The 20,461-nt window shown below is 71.1% G+C and carries 12 protein-coding genes; 4 read left to right on the top strand and 8 right to left on the bottom strand.

The genetic code is table 11. From position 1 onward, the window contains the following. Positions 1–2: 2 nt before the first annotated feature. The 3 genes from ACFOSH_RS25160 to ACFOSH_RS25150 form a co-directional block, all read right to left on the bottom strand. Positions 3–806, bottom strand: coding sequence for an MlaE family ABC transporter permease (locus ACFOSH_RS25160; RefSeq protein WP_378241517.1), 804 nt, complete (start codon positions 804–806; stop codon positions 3–5). Positions 807–808: 2 nt separating this feature from the next. Continuing rightward, positions 809–1,591: a hypothetical protein gene (locus tag ACFOSH_RS25155; protein WP_378241516.1), complete on the bottom strand. Its 783-nt coding sequence runs from the start codon at positions 1,589–1,591 to the stop codon at positions 809–811. Between the two features lie 214 nt (positions 1,592–1,805). Continuing rightward, the gene (locus ACFOSH_RS25150) at positions 1,806–3,407 is read right to left on the bottom strand and encodes a DUF6801 domain-containing protein (protein WP_378241515.1); all 1,602 of its coding nucleotides are present in this window, start codon (positions 3,405–3,407) and stop codon (positions 1,806–1,808) included. Positions 3,408–3,684: 277 nt separating this feature from the next. Here ACFOSH_RS25150 and ACFOSH_RS25145 point away from each other — a divergent pair, with 277 nt between their 5' ends. Beyond that, entirely contained in the window at positions 3,685–4,629 is a 945-nt protein-coding gene (locus ACFOSH_RS25145; RefSeq protein ID WP_378241514.1) for an ATP-binding cassette domain-containing protein, read from the top strand. Then, positions 4,626–5,477, top strand: a complete 852-nt coding sequence (locus tag ACFOSH_RS25140; RefSeq protein ID WP_378241513.1) for an ABC transporter permease — start codon at positions 4,626–4,628, stop codon at positions 5,475–5,477. Before ACFOSH_RS25145 ends, ACFOSH_RS25140 begins: the two co-directional genes overlap by 4 nt. Positions 5,478–5,632: 155 nt before the next feature. On the opposite strand, the gene ACFOSH_RS25135 is transcribed toward ACFOSH_RS25140, so the two are convergent. From ACFOSH_RS25135 to ACFOSH_RS25115, 5 genes are read right to left on the bottom strand one after another with little or no spacing between them, the layout of a single operon-like run. Continuing rightward, entirely contained in the window at positions 5,633–6,766 is a 1,134-nt protein-coding gene (locus ACFOSH_RS25135) for a glycosyltransferase (protein ID WP_378241512.1), read from the bottom strand. Next, positions 6,763–7,548: an alpha/beta fold hydrolase gene (locus ACFOSH_RS25130; RefSeq protein WP_378241511.1), complete on the bottom strand. Its 786-nt coding sequence runs from the start codon at positions 7,546–7,548 to the stop codon at positions 6,763–6,765. The genes ACFOSH_RS25135 and ACFOSH_RS25130 overlap by 4 nt, the downstream gene beginning before the upstream one ends. Before the next feature lie 4 nt (positions 7,549–7,552). Further along, on the bottom strand, positions 7,553–7,852 hold the full coding sequence (locus tag ACFOSH_RS25125) for an acyl carrier protein (protein ID WP_378241510.1): 300 nt from the start codon (positions 7,850–7,852) through the stop codon (positions 7,553–7,555). Between the two features lie 15 nt (positions 7,853–7,867). Continuing rightward, positions 7,868–11,914: a beta-ketoacyl synthase N-terminal-like domain-containing protein gene (locus ACFOSH_RS25120; RefSeq protein WP_378241509.1), complete on the bottom strand. Its 4,047-nt coding sequence runs from the start codon at positions 11,912–11,914 to the stop codon at positions 7,868–7,870. Beyond that, positions 11,908–18,225 carry an SDR family NAD(P)-dependent oxidoreductase gene (locus ACFOSH_RS25115; RefSeq protein WP_378241508.1) on the bottom strand — a complete coding sequence of 2,106 codons (6,318 nt, stop codon included), beginning with the start codon at positions 18,223–18,225 and terminating at the stop codon, positions 11,908–11,910. The genes ACFOSH_RS25120 and ACFOSH_RS25115 overlap by 7 nt, the downstream gene beginning before the upstream one ends. A gap of 300 nt (positions 18,226–18,525) precedes the next feature. Here ACFOSH_RS25115 and ACFOSH_RS25110 point away from each other — a divergent pair, with 300 nt between their 5' ends. Together ACFOSH_RS25110 and ACFOSH_RS25105 are read left to right on the top strand one after the other, a co-directional pair. Then, positions 18,526–19,326, top strand: a complete 801-nt coding sequence (locus tag ACFOSH_RS25110; RefSeq protein ID WP_378241507.1) for an SDR family oxidoreductase — start codon at positions 18,526–18,528, stop codon at positions 19,324–19,326. 2 nt (positions 19,327–19,328) lie between these two features. Continuing rightward, positions 19,329–20,294, top strand: coding sequence for an aldo/keto reductase (locus tag ACFOSH_RS25105; protein WP_378241506.1), 966 nt, complete (start codon positions 19,329–19,331; stop codon positions 20,292–20,294). Positions 20,295–20,461 lie beyond the last annotated feature (167 nt).

Raw genomic sequence — 20,461 nt, 5'->3', positions numbered from 1 at the left:
GATCAGGTTCCCTTCGCGGGGACGAGCTGCAGATACAGCGCGGTCAGGATCGTGTTGACGAAGAACAGGAGCAGGAACGTGATCACCACCGACTGGTTGACGACGTCGCCGACGCCTTTGGGGCCACCTCTGGGGTTCAGGCCGCGGTAGGCCGCGACGACACCGGCGAGGAAACCGAAGATGAACGCCTTGATCGAGCTGACGACGAGGTCGGGCAGCTGGGCCAGGGCGTTGAAGCTCGCGAGGTACGCGCCCGGCGTGCCGCCCTGCACGATGACGTTGAAGAAGTAGCCGCCCAGCACGCCGACGACGCTGACCAAACCGTTGAGCAGTAACGAAACCCCGATGGCGGCCTGCACCCGGGGGACGATCAGCCGGTGGATCGGCGAGACGCCGAGTACCTCCATCGCGTCGATCTCCTCGCGGATGGAGCGGGCGCCGAGGTCCGCGCAGATCGCCGAACCGCCCGCGCCCGCGATGATCAGCGTCGTCACGATCGGGCTGGCCTGCTGCACGACCGCCAGGACGCTCGCGGCGCCGTTGAACTGCTGCGCGCCGATCTGGCTCGTGAGCGAACCGAGTTGCAGCGAGATGACCGCGCCGAACGGGATCGACACGAGGATCGCCGGCGTGATCGAAACGCTGGCGATGAACCAGAACTGCTGGACGAACTCCCGGACCTGCACCGGACGGCGGAACATCGCGAGGATGACGTCGAGCCCCATGGCGCACATGCGGCCGAATTCGCGCAGCCCCGCGGCGGCCTTCTCCGGCGCGCGGGCGAGCAGGGCGACGGGATTGGTCATCGTCAGGCTCCGCATCCGTTGGGGGGCGGGCCCGAGCCGACGCACCGCAGCTTGAGGTTGGTGACCAAGGTGTTGCCAGGGCCGGAAACCAGGCCCGTGAGCAGCGGGCTCAGGTCCTCACGGACACCGCATCCGGTGAAGCCCGGTGTCGAGAAGGTGCTGGTCGCCTTGACCGACGGGGCGGGGAATCCGAGCGGCATCAACGCTTTGATGTTCACCGCGACCGACTGCGCCGTCCGGCAGTTCGGGCCGACGTCGAGGACCTTGCCGTCCACTTTGACGTTCGAGAGCTTGATGAACACCTTGTTGGTGACGTCGGAATCGCCGCACAGGTTGGTGCCGACGGCCTTGCAGTTGGTGGTGGCGCCGGTCTTCACCTCGACCGTCCCGGTGGCGTCGCCGTCCGGGATCAGCTCGACCGTGCCGGTGGCGGGCATGAACCGGAAGGACACGAAGTAGCTCGACGTCGACGGGATGACGAGCTTGCCGGTGATCGGCACCTTGCCCGACAGGCCGAGGAGCGAGCCGCCGAACCGGCCCTGCGGGAACGTGATGTCCGAGCCGAGTTTGGCGACATGGCTCGTCGTGGCCTGCTTCTCGTCGCCGACGTAGAAACCGAACGGCAGACCGGCCGCGGCGGCTGCCACCGGTTCGGCTTCGGCCTGCTGTGTGGAGGCGGTCATGGGCGCGGGCTCGGCGGAGGCGGAAGCCAAGGAAAGCGCCCCCAGCCCCAGCACCGCCGGGAGCAGGAAGGCGCGCGGAACGCGCCCGGTCATCACTGACATTCGGGCTTCCTCACTTCGACTTCTCCGGCCGAACGGCCAACTCGTGAGCACGCTACTTGCGGACGTACCGAGAGACAAGTAACTCGGGAATGGAGGATCTGCGACGCGGAAATGTTGTTATGGACGTAACTGTTTCGCGTTGTGTCTCGTGAGTGGTAATGACGATTCCAACCGTCATTACCACTCACGAGACTTGCGCTACTTCAGACTGGGACTACTTTTTGGTGAGGTTGATCTCCAGGCTGTTCCCGTCCCCGGAGGCCATCGCGCTGATCAACGGCGTCAGCAGGCCACAGCCGCGGAACTGCGGCAGCCTGTATTCGGCCGTCAGCTTGCCACCCTTCAACGGGTTGAAGCCGTGCGACGAAACCAGCGGGATATCGGCGGGCTGAGCCGTCTTGCACGTCGAACTCGCCACGATCGGGAAGCCGAACAGCCGCACCGCGAGAAGCTTGACGTCGGCCTTCGTGTCGGCCTTCACCGCACCGGCGTTGACGGTGCCCGTCACGTCGCCGACCTGGTTGATCTTCACCGTCGCCGAGGCCGGGAAGAAGCCCAGGAAGCGGAACTGCACGTTCGACGGCGGCAGCGAGAGCCGGCCGGTGAACTTGCCCGACTGCGCGTTCAGCTTCGCGGTGAACTCACCAGGGCCGAGCGGGAGCCTCGCGTTCAGCCCCGCGATGGTGGTCTTGCCCTTGACCCCGTAGGTGATCTGGGTGTCGCCCGGCGGCTGCGTCGTCGTGGTGGTCGGCGCGGTCGTCGGAGTCGTCGGCTGGGTCGTCGGCGTCGGCTCCGTGGTGGGAGTCGGCTGGGTCGTCGGCGTCGGAGACGGCTCGGTCGTGGGAGTCGGTTCCGTGGTCGGCGTCGGCTGAGTCGTGGGGGTCGGCTCAGTGGTCGGCGTCGGCTGCGTTGTCGGCGTCGGCTCCGTGGTCGGAGTCGGTTGGGTGGTCGGAGTGGGCTCGGTCGTCGGCGTCGGCTCCGTGGTCGGAGTGGGCTCCGTGGTGGGAGTCGGTTCCGTCGTCGGGGTCGGCTGAGTCGTCGGCGTCGGCTCGGTGGTCGGAGTCGGCTGAGTCGTCGGAGTGGGCTCAGTCGTCGGGGTCGGCTCCGTCGTGGGAGTCGGCTCCGTGGTCGGCGTCGTGGGGGTCGTGGGCGTCGTCGTCGGGGTGGTCGGCGTCGTCGTGCCACCGCCGGCGGGCTTGACCTCGAACGTCCCCAGCTGCTGGTTCTGTCCCGGCTGGACGACGCAGTCCGAAGTGAACGTGCCGAGGTCGGTCGGCTGGCCCTGCGCGTTCTTCGGCGTCATGGTGGTGCTGAAGTTCCCGACAGTCACCGAAGCGGTGCCCGGGCTGGGGAACGTGACCGCAGGCGCCTTGCCGCTCGTCTTGACGTGGAACTCGCCCGACTCCGGCACCGGCGTGACCGGGATGGCCAGCGGCAGACCGAGGTTCAGCGTCTTGTCGACCGGGTACTTCAGCACCGCGCCCGCCTTGGCGCTGCCCTCGACGGTGGTGGCGCCGACGAGCGAAAGCCCCGAGGTCGCGTCGGCCGGGACGGTGACGTCGACGTCGAACGTGATCGGGGTGGAGGTCTTCCCGGCGACGGCGTCGTCCGGCAGGACGGTGTCGATCTTCACGACCAGGGTCTGGTCGCCGATCAGCGGGAACGGACAGGTGTACTTCAGCGTCAGCGACGCGGGTGCCGCTTCGCTCAAGCCCGCGCCGACGACGCCCAGGGTGGCCGCGACGGCGGCCACCGTCGCGGCGGCCAAGGCTTGCACGGATCTTTTCGACTTCAGTTTCTTCAGTGGGAACTTCACAACGGTCACTCCCGGGGAATCGGAGAAATTGCGTGACACGGCTGAAACAGCGCGGACACAGAAGCGGTAAATTACCTGCGCCCCTCCACACCGGCAAGGACACCGAATCCGTTTGTCATGCCGGTGGGATCGGGTGACTGATTAACTGGCACGAACGCTCCGCGCGAAATCGCTTTTGTCACCCTCGTCGACAACAGCGGGCGCGAAACTGTCACGCGCGTCCGGAGTCCGCGTGTGTTCATTGCGGTCGTGCCGAAAGTCCCGCTACGTTCGGCGAATGGAGCAGGCTGCCATCGAGGTGACCGGCCTCGCCAAGCACTACGGTGACGTGACGGCACTCGCCGGCGTCAGTCTTCGTGTCGGCCGCGGCACCGTGCTCGCGGTGCTGGGACACAACGGCGCGGGCAAGACGACGCTGATCGACATCCTCAGCACCCGCGTCAAACCAAGCGGCGGTAGCGCCAAGGTCTGCGGTTTCGACGTCGTCCGGGCCGGGCATCACGTCCGGCGGCGGATCGGGGTCACCGGCCAGTTCGCGGCGGTGGACGACGCGCTCTCCGGCCGTGGCAACCTCGAACTCGTCGCCCGGTTGCTGGGCGCCAACCGGGGCCAGGCCAGGGCCCGCGCGGCCGAACTGCTCGCCATGTTCGGGCTCGACGACGCGGCGGACAGGCCCGCGCGCACGTACTCCGGCGGGATGCGTCGGCGGCTCGATCTCGCCGCTGGGCTCGTCGGCTCCCCCGACGTCCTGTTCCTCGACGAACCGACGACCGGCCTCGACCCGCTGAGCCGCGCAGGCCTTTGGGACGGCGTCGAACGGCTCGCCGCGCGCGGCACCACCGTCGTGCTCACCACGCAGTACCTCGAGGAGGCGGACAGGCTGGCGGATCACGTCATCGTGCTGGGGCTGGGGCACGTCACGGTTTCCGGACGGCCGTCGGAACTGAAGGCCCGGCTCGGGGAACGGACCGCGACCCTGACCTTCGGCACCGACCTCGCCGCCCGCCGCGCACTGGCCGCGGTGCACAGACTCGGCATGAGCTGCACGCCGTCGGCCTCCGGGCTGGTGATCGGCGTCGCGCTGTCCGGGCCCTCCGACATCACGGTGCTGGTCCGGGCGCTCGACGCGGCGGGCGCGCCGATGAAGGACCTCACCGTCGCGGAACCGACGCTCGACGACGTCTACCTTTCCCTGCACCGGAATCCGGCGGTGCGGGGATGACCGAGGCACGGCACCGCGCGCCGTCCGCCCCGGTGCTGACCGATCCGGCGACCTGGCCGTCGAGCACCTTCACCACCCAGGTCCGGGTGCTCGCCGTCCGATCGCTGAAGACGGCGTTCGGCGACCGGCGGCTGGTGTTCTTCGGGCTGCTGCAGCCGATCGTGCTGCTTCTGCTGTTCAGCCAGGTGTTCACCGGGGTCAGCACGCTGCCCGGTGTCGCGGCCTACGAGGGGTACGTGAACTTCCTCGTCCCGGCGACGCTGGTGAACATCGCGATGACCACGGCGATGAGCTCGGGCGCCGGCCTGCTCGCGGAGATCTACAGTGGATTCACCGGACGTCTCCGGTGCATGCCCATCAGCCTTTCGGCCGTCCTGGTGGCCCGCACCATCTCCGACTCCGCCCGGCTCGGCGTCCAACTGCTGGTGACCACGGTCGCCAGCGTGGTGCTGCTCGGTTTCCGGCCGACCGGTGGCGTTTTCGGGGTCACCGCGGCACTTCTGCTCACGCTCGTCGTCGGCTGGTGCCTGAGCTGGATCTTCGTCGCGATCACGACCTGGCTGCGCAAAGCCGAGACGCTGCAGATGGCGTCCTTCGTGGTCATGTTCCCGCTGATGTTCTCCTCCAGCGCGTACATGCCGCTCGAGACCATGCCGACTTGGCTGCGGGTGGTTTCGGCGCTCAACCCGCTGACCTACGCGATCGACGCGACTCGGGCTCTGGCGTTGGGACGGCCGTCGGGCTGGTCGATCCCCGTGTCGCTCGCGATCGCGGCCGTGGCGGCGCTGGCCGGCGGGTGGATCGCGGCTCGGACCTTCCGCTCACCCCGGGAGACTCCGTCACGGTGAGCGCCCAAACCCGCGAACACTCGTGATCAGACGGACGACACTCGGCCGACTCAGGTCACGGCCGTGTCGTCCATCTGATCACGCGTGTCGCCCACCCAGTCACGCGTGTCGCCCACCCAGTCACGCGTGTCGCCCACCGGGTCACACGTGGAGGTTCAGCGTGGCAGGGACTCCAGGTGGTCCGCGGCGGCCACGACTCCCCCGGCCGCCGCGAACGAGGCCCGCACCCGCGCGGCCGCCGCGGCGTAGGCGGGCTCGGTGAGCACTTCGGTGACGGTGCCGCGGATGTCCGGCGCCTTCACGCGGTCGAAGCGCAGCCGCAGCCCCGCGCCCGCCGTCTCGACCTGCCGGGCCAGCATCGACTGGTCGTCCCGGATCGGCGCGATGACCAGCGGCAGCCCGGAAGCGAGGGTCTCGCTGACGGTGTTGTGCCCGCCGTGGCAGATCACCGCCGACGCCTTCCGCACCACCTCCGCCTGCGGGATCCGTTTGGCGATCAGCACTTCGTCGCTGAGGAGTTCGCCGGTGGGGTCGACGACCAGGCCTTGGACCCCGGGCATCCCGGCGAGGGCGTCGACGCATTCGGACAGGAAGCGGCGGCCGAGGGCGGCGTTGGCGGTGCCGAGGGTGGCGAGCACGAGCGGGCGCCCGTCGAGCCTGTCCCACGAGAACCCGACCGGGGGCGCGGGAGCCAGCGCCGGGCCGACGAACCGGACCGCGCCGGCGTCGGCGATCGGCCCCGTCAGGGAAACGGTGGTGAAGGCCAGCACCAGCTCCGGCGAGAACCGCAGGTCGCCGCCGGACACCTTGTGCCGGGTACGGAGGTCCTCCTGCAGTTTGCCGACCCAGGCGGCGATCTTCGGCATGGCGGCCAGCGGATCGCCGAGTTCGGTCGACGTCGATGCCGAGGTCACCCACGGCAGGCCCCGGCGGCTCGCCACCAGGGCGCCCGCGAAGGCCTGCTGATCGGAGATCACGACGTCGGGCCGGAAGGCGGCCACCGCTTTCTCGACCCCGGGGACCATCGCGTCCGCGAGCGGGATCAGGTACTGCTCCCACAGGAACTTCAGCGCCGCGAACCCGCGCAGCCCCTCTGGGCGGCGCTCCACGGCGAACTCCAGCGCGTCCCCCGCCGGGTACACCCGGCCCGCCCGCGTAAGTTCCGACGTCGTGGGTTCCGGCCCGCACCAGGCGACGTCGTGACCGCGCCCCACCAGCTCGGCGGCCACCGCGCGCAACGGCGCCACGTGCCCGGTGAGCGGCGGGACGACCAGCAGGAACCTGCTCATCCGCGTGGCCTCCCGTGCCGGGAGATCCAGTTCAGCAGCAGCTGCCGCACCTCACGATGCTGTTCGACGAGCACCGAATGCCCCTGCCCCTCGAACACGTGCAACTCGCCGCGGGGCAGCAAGGACGTCAGCGCGTCGAGATCGTCGGCCTGATAGCCGTGACTGCCCAAAATGGACAGTACGGGGCAGTCGATCCCGGCCACCTGCTCCAGGGTCAGCAACGGACCGAGCGGGACCTCCTCGGCCATCGACGTCGCCATGATCCGCTCGGCAGCCATTCTCGCGAGCCGCCGGTGATGGGCGCTGTAGTTGGCCTCGATCCACTCGTAGCTCTCCTCGACCTTCAAGAAGCGCACGGTGTGTTCGAGGATCTGCGCCATCTTGCCCGCCCACAGTTCGGTCGCGGGCTCCGACTCGATGCACACGATGCTGCGCACCCGCTCCGGTTTCGCCACCGCGTAGCTGTACGCGAGGGTCCCGCCGAAACTGTTGCCCACCAAGTGAACGGGCCGGTCGAGGTCGAGCTGGTCCAGCAGGTCGTCGAGGTCGGCGACGAAGTCCGCGATCGTGTACCCGCGCTCGGGGCGTTCGGTCTTGCCGTGCCCGCGCAGGTCGTAGCTGATCACGTCCACCCCGGCGGCGGCGACCGGCGGGGCCAGCGTGAGGTAGAAACTCGCCAGGCTGTCGGTGCCCATCCCGTGCAGGAACACCACGGTCTCCGTGCCCCCGCCGGGCACGAGCTGCACGTTCGTGCGCAGCCCGTTGACGGTCATCGTCGGCACCGCCTCAGCCCCGTTCGCCGATGCGGGCGGCCACGTAGTCCGCGATGTCGCCGACCCGGAGCCCGATCACGTCGTCGAGATCCTTCTCCGCCAGGAACTCCGCGAGGTTGACGTCCGCGCCGAAGAACTCGGCGAGAATGCTCGCGAAGGTCACCAGGTCGATGCTCTCCAGCCCGAGATCCTCGTGGAAGGTGGTCTGCGGGGTGATCTCGATGCCGAGGACATCGACGTCCCCGACCAGTTCTCTCAGCAATTCGGCCACCGTCCCGAAGACCGACGCCGGGCTCTGCTGTTCGATCGTCATGCTCTGCTCCTGTTCCTACCCGCGATTCCAGGCCACCACGTACCCGGCGATGCCCGCGAACTCCACCCCGGCGCCGATCTCTTCGCCCAGCCCCGCCGACTCCCCTTCGGCACGGACCGCGATCCGGGGCGGTACCGCGGTCTCGTCCCGGACGAGGGCGACCGCGACCTCTCCGGCCGTCGCGACGGCGACCGCCAGCGGCGGCACCGTCCGGCCGTGGAGTCCGGTCACCCTGGTGCCGTCGGCGCTCACGCGGAGCTCCGCCGGGTAAATCCCTTCGACGCCGTCCTCGGCGAGCCGCGCGCGGACCGCGTCCTTGATCGCGATCCGTTCCAGCAGCCACCCGCGCTGCCGCCGGGGCGGGCACGCGGCGAACTCGGCGCGTTCCTCCGAACCGAGGTAGACACCGGCGTAGATGTCCCGCGCGGCAGGGCTCGGCCACCGGTCGGTGACCACCGTCCAGCCACTGGGGTGATCCTCGGCAAGCCGGTGGCCGTCCGGGAAGGCGTAGACCCGGTGGGCGGGCCGGTCACACGGGAACCGGATGTCCCGCCACTGTTCGATCCGGGCCAGCACGGTGCCGTCCCGCACCAGTTCGGCGTCCATCTCCAGCACGTCCGGCCGCGGCAGCCGGACCCGCACCACGCACCGGAGCGCGGTCCCCGGCGCCGGTTCCGGGCCGTACCAGGTGATCCGGCCCATCGAGGTGGGGAACGCCAGCAGCGCGTCCGCCTTGGTGGCCATCAGCCAGCAGCCCAGCAACTGGCCGACGTTGTCCAGCAGCGCGCCGGGCGCCGACGGCACGACGAGGTCGCCGCGGATATGCCGTTCGCCGAGCCCGATGAGCCTGGCGAGCCCTTGGTAGGCGGGACCGTGGAACATCTCACGGCGTGAGTAGATCTCGGCGGCGCTCAACGGCGGCGCGGTTTCCGGCCCCGGCGACGGAGACGGCCGGGGAGCCGTGGGATAGCGCTGTGCCAGGTGGACGTCCATACTGGCGTGCGGTCCGATTTGGACACTGATCCGGTCACCCTCGCGGGTCATCGAAAGCGGCACGCGCGCCGCCGGGGCGGCGATCAGCCACCGGGAGAACGCCGCGTTGCTCACCCCGGTCGCGATCGTGCCCGGCCAGGCCCGTTCCGCCGCCCGGCAGGCCAGGTCGACCAGGGTCGTCGCGGGGACGGTGGGACGGAAGTCCGCCTCGTCCGGCCAGCCATCGCGCTGCCGGAAGAACCGGTGATCCACCAGATAGGGCATCGTGGCGAGTGAGACGTCCACAGTGGACGCTGTGGGCTTCTCGGTGCGCCGAGCCGCCGCGTCGGCCACGCTCGCCGCCGCCTGCCGGGTCTCGGCGAGCAGCGCGGTGAACTCCGCGACGATCGCGTCCGGCACCCCGTCCGCCAGTTCGGGAACCGCGGCGGCGCCGTCGAACATGCCCTTGACGTCGCCGTCGACCGAGAGCAACGTGCCCGCCGTGTCGATCCGGGTCCGGCGCGGCTCCAGCGCGTCGAACGCGGGCCGTCCGCCCTCCACCCAGACGGCGGTGGCCACCCGGCGCAGCTGGGCGAGGCCGGGCCTCGTGCCGGAGGACGCCGGGATGACCAGATGCGGCCGGTCCCCCAGCGTGTCCGCCACGAACGAACCGACCTGACCGGCGCCCGCCTGCACGAAGACGCGGGCGCCGTCGGCGTAGAGCGCGTCGACGAGTTCCCGGAACCGGACCTTGCGCACCAGGTGGGCCAGATACAGCTCGCGGACCTCCACCGGATCCGCGGGATACGGCCGCGCCGTGGTCGCCGACCAGACCGGGATCCGCGGCGCCTTCAGGTCCAGTTCCGCCGCGAGCCGCGTGAACGGGCCGAGCCGCGAGCGCATCAGCGGGGTGTGGAACCCGGATCGGAACGGCAGTGTCCTGGCGACGACACCGTGCTGCGTGCACAGCTTGGCGAGCCGGGCCGCGGCCGCCGGGTCGCCGCACACGATCGTCTGCCGCGGCGCGTTCTCGTGGGAGATCATCAGTTCCGGTTCGGCGGCGAGCAGCACCTCCGCCCGCTCGGCGGAGCAGCCGAGCACCAGGAATTCGGCGTCCGGCAAGGTGAATCCCTGCGGCCAGTACCGGTCCAGCATGTCCTCCGTGGACTGGCCAGGATACATCCCGGCCGCCTGCATCGCGGTCCACTCGCCGACGCTGTGCCCGGCGAGCAGATCCGGCGTGATGGCGAGCCGCCGCAGCGCGGTGTCGAGCAGCAAACCGACCTGGGACACGCTCGACGCACGCGAAAGCACGCTCGTCGTCGACCACGCTGGCCGTTCGAGGCCGAAATGCCGGGCGACGTCGGCGCACCGCGGTTCCGCGTCGGCCTCCAGCCCCGGGTAGATGAACGCGGTCTTCGACCCACCCTGCGCCAGCAGAGGCGCCGTCCCGCACCAGATGTCGTTGGGCCCATGCCAGGGCTTTCCCTCGGCCGTGACCTTGGCGAGCACGCGCCGCGCGACTTCCAGCCGCTTCCCGGTCGGCCCGACGATGCCGATCCGGTACGGTCCGTGTCCTCCGGACTCCGGGTCCGGATGGTCGAGCAAGACGCGTAGTTCGTCCGGAGTGGACGCCGCGAGCCGCAGGATCCGCTCGGGCTCCCCGGTCACCTTGGCCCGGCGCGGCCGTGCGGGCGCCGGGTCGGCTTCCTCCAGCACCACGTGCGCGTTGACGCCGCCGAAACCGAACGCGTTGACCGCGGCCCGGCGCGGCACGTCGCCCGCCGCCCACGGCTCGGCGTGGCTCAAGGTCCGGAACCGGGTCTTGTCCAGCAGGGGGTTCGGATCGGCGCAGTTCAGGGCGGGCGGCAGGACGGCGTGGTGCAGCGCGAGCGCCGCCTTGACCAGCCCGGCGGCCCCGGCTGTCGGCATGGTGTGCCCGATCATCGCCTTGACCGCGCCGATCGCGGCGCGGGGTCCGTCCGGCGGGCCGAACACCTCGGCGAGGGTGGCCAATTCCGCCGCGTCCCCGGCCGGGGTCGCGGTCCCGTGCGCCTCCAGCAGGCCGAGCGCGCCGGGTGCGGTGGGATCGAGGCCCGCCGACGCCCAAGCGCGGCGCAGCGCCAGGGTCTGGCCCGCCACGGCCGGGCTGAGCAGACTCGCGCCTTTGCCGTCGCTCGACGTCCCGGACCCGCGCAGCACCGCGTAGACCCGGTCGCCGTCGCGGCGCGCGTCGTAGAACCGTTTCAGTACGACGATCGCGGTGCCCTCCCCGATCAGCAGACCGTCCGCGTCCCGAGAGAACGGGCTGATCCGCTGGCTCGGCGACAGGGCGCCGAGCTGGGTGAACATCGACCAGAGCGTGTCGTCGTGGCAGTGGTGCACGCCGCCGGCCAGCACGACGTCGCAGCGGCGACGGGCGAGTTCGCCGATCGCCTGGTCCACCGCGAGCAGCGAGGACGCGCAGGCGGCGTCCACGGTGTACGCGGGGCCACCGAGGTCAAGGCGGTTGGCCACGCGCGACGCGGCGAGGTTCGGCACCAGCCCGATGGCGGTGTCGGGCCGGAACTCGCCGAGCGGTTCGAGCAACGCGTCCCGGAGCCTGTCGAGCATCTCCGGACGCGCCGACGGGAGGAGTTCCCGGATGGCGCCGGTGATCTGGCGGACCGAGCGGACGCGCTGGTCGAACCGCTGGAGTCCGGGCGAGAGGTAGCCGCCCCTGCCGAGGATCACGCCCACGCGTTCGAGGTCGCCCAGCCGTCGCAGGCCACCGGCGTCGTCGACGGCGGAGGCGGCCACGGACAGCGCGACCAGCTGATCCGGCTCCATCCCGGCGATGGTGCTCGGGGCGATGCCGAGCGCGGTCGCGTCGAAGTCCAGGCTGTCGGCGACGAACCCGCCGCGCCGCCCGTAGGTGCGGTCGGGCGTCCGGCCGTCACCGTCGTGGAAACTCGGATCCCAGCGGTGCGGCGGGATCTCGGTGATCGCGTCGGTACCGGAGACGATGTTCTGCCAATACTCGTCCACAGTGGACGCGCCGGGCAGGAACACTCCCATGCCGACGATGGCTACCTGCTCCTGATTCACCACAGCGAGGCCGTGTACAGCACCGAGCGGACGTCGGCCGGACCGTAGGCCAGCTCACGCAGGAGCGCGGCGGTACCTTCGTCCGGATCGATCAGCGCGACCTCGCGGCGTTCGTACTCGCGCGCCAGTTCCGGCGACACCATGCCGGCGTGGTCGTCCGAGGGCGCCCACGGTCCCCAATGGACGGTCAGCGCCCGGCAGCCGGTGCGGTCGGCCCACTGCTCGCCGAGGGTTTCCAGCGCGTCGTTCGCCGCCGCGTAGTCGGTCTGACCGCGGTTGCCGAGTACGGCGGCGATGCTGCCGAAGAAGGTCACGAACCCCGGCCGCACACCGAAGTGCTCCAGGGCGTCGAGCAACGCCCGCGCACCGTCCACTTTGGTCCCATACACCAGACGGAACGAGTTCTCGTCCTTGTCCGCCATGAGTTTGTCGTCGATCACCCCGGCCGCGTGGACGACGCCGTCGATCCGGCCGTAGCGGGTGTGCAGGTCCTTGACCAGCTGCCGGACGGCGGCGCCGTCGCGCACGTCGAGCGACCGGTACGCCGCGGTACCACCGGCCGCGCCGATCTGGTCGAGTGTCCTGGCGATCTCGCGCTGGGCCAGCACGGTGCGCACCCGGCGTTCGATGTCCACCAGCGAGCCGCCCCGCGCGGCCAGGACCGAACGCATCCCCGGCGCGTCGCCGGGAAGGTCCTCGTCGCCGGGTTCGGCGGGCCACGGGGTGCGCCCGGCCAGTTCGATCCGGCATCCGCTCGCCGCCAGCGCGACCGCCGCCCGCGCGGTGATCCCGCGAGCACCGCCGATCAGCAGCAGCACCGAATCCGCGTCGAGACCGAGCGCCTTGACCTCACCTCCGCCGGGGCCGGCGCCCGCGTAGGCGATCGAGCCGAGAGAGCCCGCGGACGGCTCGAAAGCCGCGCGACCGGCGGTGTCGTACCGCACGGCGGCGGGCCCGTCGGCGATCACTTCCTCCAGTACTATCCGCGCGAGGTCCACTGTGGACTCCAGTTCGACCAGCCTGGTCGGTTCGCTCCGTTCCCGCGCCGCGGCGCGGACGAGACCGCGCAGCCCGGCGACGTGCCCGGAGCCCGGCTTCGCCACCACGACCACCGCGCCCTTGGCAGCCTTGATGAGGGCGAACACCTGAGCCGCGACCGGTTCTTCGGCGTCCGACAACGGATTCAGCACGAGGACGATGTCGGCGTCGTCCCGTTCCCCCGGGACGGCGCCCGCCTCGGTGAACACCGCGCGGACCGACTCGGCCAGCTCCTCCTGGCCGGGTTCGAAGCTCACCGCGACCGTTTTGCCGCCCACCCTGGCGAGGTCGGGCGTTCCGAGCGGCGCGGGCACCCGGCCGATCAGGTAGCGGCCGGGCGCGGTCCCCACCGCCACCTCGGCGGGAGCCGGTGTCACGGCGACCGGAGCCGCCGGTTCGAGCCACTTCCGCAGCCGGGCGGCCAGCGCGCTCGCCGTCCGGTCCCGGCTGAGCTGATCCTGGGCGTCGTCGTGCACCCGCCCGGAAAGCCCGAGCTTCGCGAGCAGCGAGCCCGCGATCTCGGTGCGCTTGATCGAGTCGATGGAAAGATCCGCTTCGAGGTCGAGATCGGCGTCGATCATCTCGGCCGGATAGCCGGTGCGTTCGCTGATCGCGCCGATCACGGTGGCCAGGACGTCCGTGACGACGGCCTCCGCGACCGGTTCCGGCTGGACGGCTGGTACGACAGGTACCTCGATCGGCGGCAACAGCGCCGGCACCACCGGGGCCTGCACCACCGGGGCCTGGGCGAGCGGCGTGGTGCCGAGGTAGCCGAGCATCACGTCCCGTTGCGCCGCCAGCAGTTCGCGGCTGGTGCGGAGGAATTCGACGACGGCCTGGTCACGACCGGGCGCGGGCTGGTTCATGGTCGTCCTCGGGATTCGTCGGGCGGGCACGAGCCCATGGGCGGGGACCTCGCCGCCGGGCGCGCGGACGGTCTGGCCGTCCACGGTCCAGGCGGGCTTCGGAAGCGGGCCGACGTGGACGCGGCCGCGGAAGAGCCGTTCGGTGCGTACCTCGACGCCGGTGAGCGCCAGGCGGGCGAGCGCCGTGAGGAACCCGCGCAGCCCGGGGCCGCCGGGGTCGCACGCGATCACGGTGTACGGCCGGTCGCCGAGGATGTCCTTGGCCAGCCGGGAAAGCACCTGTCCCGGGCCGACCTCGACGAACGTGCGCGCGCCCGCCGCGTACATGTCCTCGATCAGCTCGACGAAGCGCACCGGCGAGCCGATCTGCGCGGCGAGTTCGGCGCGCACCTTCCCCGTTTCGTACGGCCGGGCGGTGCGGTTCGACCACACCGGCGGGCCGGGTTCGCCGACCTCGGCGTTGTCGAGATCGACGGCGAACACGTCGCTCGCCCCGGCCACCAGCGGACTGTGGAAGGCGCAGGCGACGGGGATCCGCTTGGCCCCGATCCCCTGGCCCCGCAGGGCCCGGACGGCCTCCTCCACGGCGGCCGTCGGTCCGGAAAGGACGGTCTGCCCCGGCGCGTTGTGGTTGGCCGGCACGACGTCCGGCCGGTCGAGGGCGGCGGCCAGTTCCTCGCGGGACGCCTTCACCGCGGCCATCGCGCCGGGGTCTGCGCCCGCGACTTCGGCGATCGAGCGGGCCCTTGCCCGGCTGAGCGCCACCAGCGTCGGGGTGTCGAACGCGCCGGCGACTGACAGCGCGGACAGTTCGCCGTAGCTGTGCCCCGCCAGCAGATCCGGCCGGACACCGAGGTCGGCGAGCAGCCGGCACACGGCCGACTCGACGAGCCCGAGCGCGGGCTGCGCGACCCGCGTGTCCTTGAGCGCCTCGTCCTGCGCCACTCGCGTTTCCTCGGCGAAGGCGTGCGGCGGGAACGTGGTCGCGGCGACGTCGGGGGCGAGCCGCAGGACGTCGGCCAGCTCGGGGAAGTGCACGAACAACTCCGCCAGCATCCCGGTCCGCTGGCTGCCCTGACCGGGGAACAGGAACGCGACCGCACCGGCTTCGGTGTCCTTCGCGGTGAGTCCGCTCCTGCCCTCGGCCGCGCCCCGCAGTTCCGCGAGGTCACTCGCGACGACAGCGAGCCGCACCGGCTCGGGCCCACCCCGTTCGGCGGCGAGGGCCGCGATCTCCCGCAGCGGTCGGCCTTCGTTCGCCGCCAGCAGGTCACGCAGCGCGGCGCGGGCGCCGTCCACATCGGGACCGCGGAGCAGCACCAGCTCCGCGTCCCAGTCGCGCGGCCCGTGCCGCCGCCCTGGCGGGACTCCCGGTGCGGCCAGCACCGCGTGGAAGTTGGTCCCACCGAACCCGAACGCGCTCACGCCGGCGAACTCGCGTCCGCGCGGAACCGGCGTCGGCCGGGCGCCGGTGGAGAAGGTGAAGGGACTGCTCTCGGCGTCCCAGGCGGGGTTCGGCCTGCTCAGGTGCAGCGTGGGCGGCACGACCTCGTGCCACAGCGCCAGCGCCGCCTTCATCAGGCCCGCCAGCCCCGCGGCGCATTTCGTGTGCCCGATCTGACTCTTCACCGAACCCAGCGCGCACGCCCCCGGGTCGGCGCCCGCGTCGAGGAAGAACTCGGTGAGCGTGGTCAGTTCGGTGGCGTCGCCGACGACCGTGCCGGTGCCGTGCGCCTCCACCAGCGAGACGTCCGCCGGGGACACCCCCGCATCGCGGTAGGCCCGCTCCAGCGCTCGCCGCTGCCCCTCGGGGCGCGGCGCGGTGAGGCCGAGCGCCTTGCCGTCACTGGCGGCGCCGACCCCCTTGACCACGGCGTAGACCCGGTCGCCGTCGCGTTCGGCGTCGGCCCGCCGCTTGAGCACGAGACACGCGACGCCCTCGCCGAGCGCGATCCCGTCCGCCGCCGAGTCGAACGGCCGGCACCGGCCGGTCGGCGACAGGGCACCCGCGGAGGTGAACATGAGGTAGTCGTTGACGCCGTTGTGCAGGTCGACCGCGCCGCACAGGACCATCGAGCTCGTGCCCGCCCGCAGTTCCTTCACCGCGAGGTCCAGTGCCGCCAGCGAGGAGCCGCACGCGGCGTCCACCGTGTAGTTCGTGCCGCCGAGGTCGAGCCGGTTGGCGATCCGGCCGGAGATGACGTTGGCGAGCGTGCCGGGGAACGAGTCTTCGGTCAGTTCCGGCAACTGCGCGAGCAGCTCTTCCGGGACCTCTTCGAGATAGCTGGGCAGCAGCGCCCGCAGGACACCGGCGTTCGCCAGGTCTCCCCCGGCTTCGGCGCCGAAGATGACGCTGGTGCGCTCGCGGTCGAAGCCGCCATCGCCGTAGCCCGCGTCTTCCAGCGCGCGTCGCGCCGTCTGCAGCGACACGAGCTGGGCCGGGTCGATACTGCCCATCGACTTCGGCGGGATGCCGTACGCGAGCGGGTCGAAGTCCACCGGAGGCAGGAAGCCGCCCCATTTGGACGTCGACTGGTCCGCGTAGACCGCCTTGTCCCAGCGCTGATCCGGCACCTCGGTGACGGCGTCCGCGCCGCGCAGGACGTTGGACCAGAACGCCGGGAGGTCGGGCGCTCCGGGGAACACGCACGCCATGCCGACGATGGCGACCTCACCGTCCACAACGGACTCTTCGGGCAGCGTGCGAGCGGCGAGCAGTTCCGCCGCGCCGTCGGTGACTTCCCGGTGCAGGGCCGCGATGTCGGTGCGCCGCTCGCGCAGCACCGTCACCTGACCCGCCATGTACATCCCCTCGGCGAGCTGGCCGAGGGTGTCGACCTCGACGAGGGCGTCACCTTCGCGACGGATGCCCTTGCTCGCGATCCGCAGCCGTCCGGTGTTGAGCTCCTCCAGGCGCTGCCAGCTCTCCTGCGGCGGGACCCCGTCCGCGCGGAGCCCGGCCTTCAGCGCGGCGAACTCGTCGGTGTACGGACTGGGCAGGCAGCGGGTGAGATGTCCGGGCGCGGTCTCCAAGGTGACCGTGGACCCGGCGCCGAGCACCCGGTCCTGAAAGACCTCGGTGATGGCGCCGCAGGCCACGGCTTCCTCCGTGAACAGGTACGCGGTGCCCATGAGGACACCGATTCCCGTGAGCGGCTCCGCCATCGCCGAGACCATCGCGGCGGACCGGGCGTCGTGGATCCCGCCCGCGAACAGCACCTCGACGTCCTCGGCGCCGTACTCGCGCAGGACGTCCAGCTGCTGCTCCCACAGCACGAAACTCGACCGCGGGCCGATGTGCCCGCCACATTCGGCGCCCTCGAAGACGAACCGGCGGACACCGGCGTCGAGGAACTGCCGCAGGAGGATCGGTGACGGCACATGCAGGAAGGTCGCGATCCCGTCGGCCTCCAGCGCCTTGGCCTGCGCGGGTTTCCCGCCCGCGATGAGCACACAGCGCGGGCGGGCGGCCCGGACGGCCGCGAGCTGCTCGGCACGCAAGTCCTCCGGGACGAAGCCGAGGATGCCCGCACCCCAAGGCCGTTCGCCGAGCGCTTCGGCGGTGCGGCCGAGCAGTTCGGCGGTCTTGGCTCCGTTCGCGGTCGCCACCGCGACGAACGGGAAGCCGTCGTGCGCGGCGACCGCGGCGGCGAAACCGGGCTGGTCGCTCACCCGCGTCATCGGCCCCTGCACGACCGGCAGGCGAGTCCCCAACGTGCGGCACAGCCGTACGCCTTGGTCCGAGGGGTTCGCCGACCGCGGCGCGGCGAGGGAACGCACGACGGATCGGACAGCGCTTTCCGCGTCCTCGAAGCGGTTCGCGAGCAGCGCGGCGAGCCCGTCGTCGGCCCTGAGCAGTTCTTTCCGTGCCGCCTCGGGCACGTCGGCCTCGGGAAACAGGCCGAGTCCGTCGAGCACCACGCCCGCCGCGCCCCCGGCGAGCGCGGCCACCGCCGTCCGCGGCCCGACGCCTCCGTACGCCCACACCGGGACGTCCTCGCCGAACCGCTCCAGCAGCCGCTGCAACAGAACGAACGTGGTGAGGTCGGAGCCGCCCGCCTCGGCGCCCTTCGCCACCAGACCGGAGGCACCGGCGTCGAGCATCCGGACAGCCTGCTCGACGCCGGTCACCTCGGCCAGCACGGGGAGATCGTCCCTGCCCCGCCAAACTGCCCCTTCGGCCAGCAGGACGAGCCCCGCACCGCTTTCCCGCACCTCTTCGGCCCGCACGTCGAGGCCCGCCGGGATCCGGATCCCGAACGGGAATCCTCCGTCCACTATGGACCCGGTGGGCGCGAGGTCCAGGACGCCGAGGCCACCGCCCCTGGCGACGGCGGCCGCCAGCCCCGGATCCGGACGTCCGAGCGGGTTGACACCGAGTACCCGCGTGCGCGCCGTCGCATGACTCACCGGCGGACCTCCTGTCGGCTGGGCTGGTCGAACCTCGCCGGGCTCGGCGATCTTCAGCGGGATTCCCAAGAAATAACCTACTTGCCGCAGAGAGCGCAATACTCTTGCGCGAAAACTCGGAAAACAAGGGAACGCATGCTAAAGTCCGGCGCCGGAAACAAATATGTCGACACGGCCAGAGCAGGCCGCTGACCTGCATTTTTATCATACGCATTCCAGATTTCGACAAAGCGCCGCTCACCGGCGTAACAAAACAGAAGAATTGTCATCGAAAGCCGAACGAATAACCATGGAGCGCATGTGGAAGTGACAGGACGAGTCGTCGTGCTGACCGGCGCGGCACACGGTATCGGCGCCGCCATGGCCCGGCGGTTCGCCGCCGAGGGCGCCGCCGGAGTGGTGGTGTCCGACCTCGATCTCGAGGGTGCGGAGGAGGTCGTCGCCGGGATCACGGCTTCGGGCGGTGCCGCGATCGCGCGGTACGCCGACGCGTCGTCCAAAGAGGACTTGAAGATGCTCGTGGCCGAGGCGCGCGCGGAGTTCGGGCCGGTGGACCTGTTCTGCTCCAACGCCGGTGCCGCGTTCGGGACGGGCGTGCACGCCGCCGACGAACAATGGTCACGGTCGTGGTCGATCAACGTCATGCAGCATGTGCACGCCGCGCAGGTCGCGCTCCCCGAGATGTTGAGCCGGGGGAACGGATATCTGCTGATCACGGCCTCGGGAGCCGGCTTGCTGGGCACTCCCGGCGACGCGCCGTACTCGGTGACCAAACACGCGGCCGTCGGGCTCGCCGAATGGCTGGCGATCACCTACCGCTCGCGCGGGGTGCGGGTCAGCGCGCTGTGCCCGCTCGGCGTGCGGACCGCGTTGCTGGAACCGGGGATCGCCGCCGGCCATCCCGCCGCGCTCGCCATCGCGGCCCTGGCGCCCCTGCTGGAACCGGAGGACGTCGCGGACTCCGTCATCCACGGCCTGGCGTCGGAGGAGTTCCTGATCCTGCCGCACGAATCGGTGCGGGAGACCTACGCCCGCAAGGCCGCCGGTCTCGACGAATGGATCGACCGCACCATCCTCGAAACCGGCGCGCGGAAGAGGTGAGCATGGACTATCGCAGGCTCGGCGCGAGCGGGCTGTCCGTCAGCGAGATCTCCTACGGCAACTGGCTCACGCACCCCGACGGCGCGGAATGCGTCCAGGCCGCGCTCGACGCGGGCATCACGACCTTCCACACCGCCGCGGCCTGGGACGGCGGCGCCGCCGAAGAGAACCTCGCCGCGGCGCTGAGCCACGCGCGCCGCGACGATCTCGTCCTGTGCACCGGCGTGTTCTGGCCCGAAGGCCCCGGTGTCAACGACGCCGGCCTCAGCCTCAAGCACCTGACCACGTCACTGCACGGATCGCTGCGGCGCCTGCGCACCGACTACGTCGACGTCTACCAGTTGCTGCGGTTCGACTACCGCACCCCGCTGGAGGAGACGTTCCTCGCGCTGTCGGATCTGGTACGACAGGGGAAGATCCTCTACGCGGGGACCGCGGAATGGACGGCGGAGCAGTTGCTGGAGGCCCGGCCGATCGCCGACCGGCACGGCGTCCCGCTCGTCGCGAACCAGCCGCACTACTCGATGCTGTGGCGGGTCGCCGAGGCCCAGGTGATGCCGGTCTGCGAACGCGCCGGGATCGGCCAGTTCGCCTCGGTCCCCCTCGCACAGGGCGTCCTGACCGGCAAGTACCGGCCGGGCGAGATCCCGCCGGACTCGCGGGCCGCGAAGGCGGGCGACGCCCGGCCGCTGCTCCTGCCGGACCTCCTCGAACGCGTCGGGATGCTGCGCGGTGTCGCCGACGAGGCCGGGCTGACCATGGCCCAGCTGGCGCTCGCGTGGACGTTGCAGCACAACACCGTCGCGTCGGTGGTGACCGGGGCGAGCACCGCCGCCCAGGTCACCGAGAACGCGAAGGCGTCCGGAGTGGTGCTGGACCTCGACGCGCTGACGCGGATCGATCAGCTGCTGGGGAGTTTCGTGCAGACGGACCCGCGGTTGACCTGGTCGCCACCCGCGACTGGCTGACGCGCCGCTTCGGTCTCGTGAGTGGTACGGCTGGTGCGTCTGGTGCGAACGTGGCGATCCGTAAGTCCGTGAAGGCCTCCTTCCCTACCTTCAGGGTCAATGCCAGGAACTTAAGGGCTGGCGTTGATCACGGTTTGAGGGTGGTGGGCGTGGTGGCCTGAGAGGGC

This window comes from Amycolatopsis speibonae (assembly GCF_042647925.1).
Lineage (GTDB): Bacteria > Actinomycetota > Actinomycetes > Mycobacteriales > Pseudonocardiaceae > Amycolatopsis > Amycolatopsis speibonae.
The sequence above is the reverse complement of the archived record's forward strand: the minus strand, read 5'-3'. Positions and strand labels throughout refer to the sequence as shown.

Coding starts and splice junctions, on each gene's coding strand:
- ACFOSH_RS25155 (WP_378241516.1), bottom strand. CDS start 1,591: ATGTCAGTGATGACCGGGCGCGTTCCGCGCGCCTTCCTGCTCCCGGCG.
- ACFOSH_RS25125 (WP_378241510.1), bottom strand. CDS start 7,852: ATGACGATCGAACAGCAGAGCCCGGCGTCGGTCTTCGGGACGGTGGCC.
- ACFOSH_RS25145 (WP_378241514.1), top strand. CDS start 3,685: ATGGAGCAGGCTGCCATCGAGGTGACCGGCCTCGCCAAGCACTACGGT.
- ACFOSH_RS25135 (WP_378241512.1), bottom strand. CDS start 6,766: ATGAGCAGGTTCCTGCTGGTCGTCCCGCCGCTCACCGGGCACGTGGCG.
- ACFOSH_RS25105 (WP_378241506.1), top strand. CDS start 19,329: ATGGACTATCGCAGGCTCGGCGCGAGCGGGCTGTCCGTCAGCGAGATC.
- ACFOSH_RS25140 (WP_378241513.1), top strand. CDS start 4,626: ATGACCGAGGCACGGCACCGCGCGCCGTCCGCCCCGGTGCTGACCGAT.
- ACFOSH_RS25160 (WP_378241517.1), bottom strand. CDS start 806: ATGACCAATCCCGTCGCCCTGCTCGCCCGCGCGCCGGAGAAGGCCGCC.